At 59.9% G+C, this 4,361-nt stretch carries 2 protein-coding genes, 1 tRNA gene and 1 pseudogene; 3 read left to right on the forward strand and 1 reads right to left on the reverse strand.

The window, feature by feature from the left end; translation table 11 throughout:
* Positions 1-414: 414 nt before the first annotated feature.
* On the reverse strand, positions 415-3,060 hold the full coding sequence (locus FJ404_19435; GenBank protein ID MBM3825024.1) for a hypothetical protein: 2,646 nt from the start codon (positions 3,058-3,060) through the stop codon (positions 415-417).
* Here FJ404_19435 and FJ404_19440 point away from each other — a divergent pair.
* The 3 genes and pseudogenes from FJ404_19440 (at position 3,046) to FJ404_19450 (ending at position 4,252) form a co-directional block, all read left to right on the forward strand.
* Positions 3,046-3,243, forward strand: a complete 198-nt coding sequence (locus tag FJ404_19440) for a hypothetical protein (GenBank protein ID MBM3825025.1) — start codon at positions 3,046-3,048, stop codon at positions 3,241-3,243. The two genes, FJ404_19435 and FJ404_19440, sit on opposite strands and share 15 nt — an antisense overlap.
* Positions 3,223-3,296: transfer RNA gene (locus FJ404_19445), tRNA-Gly, on the forward strand. Before FJ404_19440 ends, FJ404_19445 begins: the two co-directional genes overlap by 21 nt.
* 326 nt (positions 3,297-3,622) lie before the next feature.
* Positions 3,623-4,252 (forward strand): annotated as a pseudogene (locus FJ404_19450) (SAM-dependent DNA methyltransferase).
* Positions 4,253-4,361 lie beyond the last annotated feature (109 nt).

A 4,361-nucleotide genomic window follows, 5' to 3' on the forward strand; every position in this document is an offset into this window, starting at 1 on the left:
GGCAACCCAAGGTAGCTCGTTCCTCGCAACCTTGGGCTGGAGGACACAATCCCTTTGGGATTGAAGGCGGGATTCCGTCGCCGTGGGCATCGCCCATTCCGTGGCCCATTGAGAAAAACACGACGAAGAACGAGGCCTATCCTTGATGGATCTGGTGAGTGATTCAGAAAGGCTTTTTCGCCTGGAACTTGCGAAGTTTCATGAAGGGCAATGGCCGTTGTCCGCAAATAAACTCCGCCGGGCCGGGGTGCGGAACGGTGAGTAACTTCACCATCAAGTTAGTCGGGAGGTTTTAGGGAGCGCGGCTGTGTCGGAGACCAGCCGCAGCGCACGGACAGGTCGGAGAACTACGTGCTTTTAGTGATATGTTCCTCTGTTTCGCGCCTTCCGCGGTTTCACTCGCGGAATTCCAGTTTAAACGTGCCGCTTCCCAATATTCTCCGCCACCAATTCCGAAATCTTCTCCATCGAAAATTCGGGCGGCGCTTCAAAATACACCGAAACGAAAACCCGCCCGCTCGAAGTCGTGTCCGCCTGCAAGGCGAAAATGTTTCCCCGCAAATATTTGTGGATTTTGTAGGTCAACACATAGACCAGCCCAGCCCGATCCTTCTCCGAGGCGAACTGCAGGTTGAATTTGCCCGTCCGCCACACGCCCAACTTGGCCTCGCCTTCCGTGGCCGGCAGCGCCTCCTCGTCTTCGTCGGCGATGTATTTCCGCGTCAAAATCGCCCGTTCCATCTCCTTCGCCAGCGCCGCGTTCACGTTGGGATCTTCAGGCGACAACTGGAAAAAATCGAACGCCAGCCCGTAACGCGTCGCCGAAAAGAAATGCGCCCGGCGCAAGGAAATCCCCGCCCTCCACAACACCCCCGTCATGGTCGCCGCCAATCCGGGATAATCCCGGGCCGCCACCGCCAGGATCGTCACCTCGCCCTCGCGCAAGATGCTCGCCTTGGGCGGCGTCGAATCCGGATGTTCCGCCAATTCGGCCAGATGGCCCCCGAAGCGAAGGGTGTAACGCAGGTAATTCCCCTTGTAGAGCGCGGGCCCGAAGTCGCTCAGAATCAGCTCCTGCTCCGGATCGAAGCCCGCCCGCCGCAGCGCGTCCTTCGGCTCCAACTCCGGATGGAAACTCAACATCGACTTGTTATAAAGCTCACGGATGAGTTCCCAAACGTCGCCCCGATCCTTCGGCGATTCCCAATGCGATCGGTCCGCACACGTAAACACGTATAAAGCCCGCAATGAGGACTCGTCCTTGAAACGCTCCACCACTTTCTCCACCTTCTCGTCGTCGTTCGGACCATCCTGCGCCAGCGCCATCAGGAGCCTGCGATTCGCCACCAGCATTTTGGTGAGCTTGATGGTGTCCCTCGTGAACCCGCATTCACTCTCGAGCCGGTCGCAATACTCCTCCAACGGCACATCCGAGAAACCGCTCGTTTTCGGGGCCGGTTGACCCGAACCCTGCAACACCGCGTCCAGATCCTCCGGCGTCACAGGCAGTCGTTTGATCTTGAGGGCCAGCTTCACCGCCGCCAATTGATCGGGATCGAGCTGCGCCGCCTCCTCCCAAACCCCGCCCTGCGGGTTTGGATCCACCTCGGCAGGCGCCGAGGTTCGTTGCTTCAAGCGCTCCCGGCCCTGGCGCACGAAACCGTCCAGCGTCCTCAACTTCTCCCTCTCGAACACTCCACGCAAAGACGTCCTTTGCTTGGCGACTCGTTCGTCGATTGACACCTCGAAGCGCTTGTAACCTGGAAACAAGCGGTCCTCGGCGGCTTCCACCTGGGACAAAAACTCGAGCGAATCCGCCAAGCTTCCCTGATCCTCGTAAAACAGCGCCGACAATTCCGGCACCCTCATCATCCAATCGCCGGCGTTGTGAAACGTCGCCTGCAGTTCGCCCGGATCGATCGGCACGCCATAACGCTGCGACGCGCGCAACAATCCCAGCGCCGCGCTGCTTCGATCCCGCGCGTTCCAGTCGCGCCCCGCCTTGCTGTGGAACAAGCCGCCCGGCCCCAGGACGATGTCGGCCTGTTTTTTTACCGGGCGCCCCGCCTTCAATTCCCTCTGAATGACCCCTTTGGCGAATCGCGAAAGGCGGCGGCGAGAGCACAGCAACCGCCAGCGTGCCCGCTCCGCGAAATCTTGCCGCGCCAACTCCGTCGCGCCGGGTCCGAGCAGTTCCCCGAAACTCAAGAAATCGTCGAAGCTCATCAAATCGGGATCCTTGACCCCGTTCTCCGTCTTCATCCATCCCCGGTTCTGGCTCCGCCGCCAGTGCACATACGTCCTCACCCTCAGCAAGAACTCATACGCCTCCAAATCCCTCCGATCCAGCTCGGACCCGTAAATCTCCTGGCAGGACACGAAGGATTTTCCCGCCAGGGACCACACACCGGCCAGGAATACGCGCAAGGCGTCATCCTTCACGTGGAAGCCTTCCAGGCGTTCGCTCTCCCAAGCCTCCTGCTCCCATTTGTCCTTCCATATTTTTCGCACGTGAATGAAGTGCTTGAAGGGGTCGTAAGTGGCGCGGATGCGCTCGCGGAAGGTGGTGGCCAATCCGTGCGGATCATAAACCGCGCGCATATCCAGCATGCCATTGAGCGACTCGTCATCCAGATTCGCCGCGTCCTCCATGCTGAACGTGGGGCAATGGAATTCGAATCCATAGCGATGGTGAAAACCTCCCTCGCCATGGTTGAGAAGGTCACGCTGTAGAAGTTCCGCCAGCGCGTTATCTTGAATTCGTTGTTCGAGGAGAATGGCGAAGTCGGTGTCCGAGCGGGGAGTGATTTCGCCGCGCCCCGTTCCGCCGGTGGCCACCACGGCGAACTTGTTGTCGCCGCCGACTTCGCGGTTTTTCGTCTGGGCCCAATGTGTGACCATGCCGGTGAAGACGGCGGTGCGTTCCTCCACCACGCGGCGGCCGTTGTCGAGCGATGGCCGCGCGATGGCCTGGTTGTTTTCTTCGATGAGTTTGTGGAAAGCGCCGAGCGGACCGAGTTGATGAATCTCGGCCATGACCCGGGCTTGCAGAGTGTTCATGCGATCGTCGATGCGGAAACCGTCGCGTTACGGGCGCGTGACCGCCGGGACGATACGCGTCCCGCGGACGAGAACAAGCCCAACGCGAGGGAAGAAAACGAGGGATTGCAGAAAAGGGCGGGCTGGATTATGAAAATCGGGAGGCCGGTCTTCCTGCCGGAGGCGGGTGTGGTTCAATGGTAGAACGTGGGCTTCCCAAGCCTGAAACGAGGGTTCGATTCCCTTCACCCGCTCCATCCTTGATTATCAAACACTTCCGCGATAATTCACACTTCGGAAGCAGTTATTGCACACACTTTTGCACACACATCCGCCCATTTCAGTAACGTTTAGGGAGGTGCTCTGATATAAACTCCAAGCGAAATCTTCCCGGCTCTCCTTCAGAACCTGATTGCTTGGTTGCCGCAACTCGCTCCTTCGGTTTGGTCTTCAGGACCTTCTTTTCTGGCCCGGAAACACAAGAGGAATCCAAACCGGTTGTAGCTTTAGCCAAGTTTGTCACTCGATGCCCTTTGGGATTGCCCGGGTATTCGGCACGAATAGGATCCTTGAAAAGGACCCCATGCCCCGGGAAAAAAGCACTCCATCAACCAAGGATTCAACCGCCAACCTCGGCTTCGAGGCCAAGCTCTGGCTCGCTGCCGACAAGCTGCGCAACAACATGGACGCGGCGGAATACAAGCACGTCGTCCTCGGCCTCATCTTCCTCAAATACATCTCCGACACCTTCGAGGAACACCGCGCCAAGCTCCTCGCCGGACAGGGCGACTACGCCGGGGCCAATCCCGAGGACCCGGACGAATACAAGGCCGAGAACGTCTTCTGGGTGCCCGCCGATGCCCGCTGGTCCCACCTTCAGGCCAGTGCCAAGCAACCCACCATCGGCAAGACCGTGGACGACGCCATGGTCGCCATCGAGCGCGACAACCCGCGCCTCAAAGGCGTCCTGCCCAAGGACTACGCCCGCCCCGGCCTCGACAAACACCGCCTCGGCGAACTCATCGACCTCATCGCCACCATCAGCCTCACCGCCGCCAGCGAGGGCGAAAAGACGCACCGCTCCGTCGATCTGCTCGGCCGCGTGTATGGGTATTTCCTCACCCGCTTCGCCAGCGCCGAGGGCAAGAACGGCGGCCAGTTCTACACCCCGTCCTGCGTCGTGCGCTGCCTCGTCGAGATGCTCGCCCCCTACACTGCCCTGCGCGGCAGCGCATTTCTTCAAAGCGAAGCCTCACCGCAGGTCGTGAGCGAAGCGAAGGACAACGGCCGCATCTACGACCCCGCCTGCGGCTCCGGCGGCA

Source organism: Verrucomicrobiota bacterium (assembly GCA_016871495.1).
GTDB lineage: Bacteria > Verrucomicrobiota > Verrucomicrobiia > Limisphaerales > VHDF01 > VHDF01.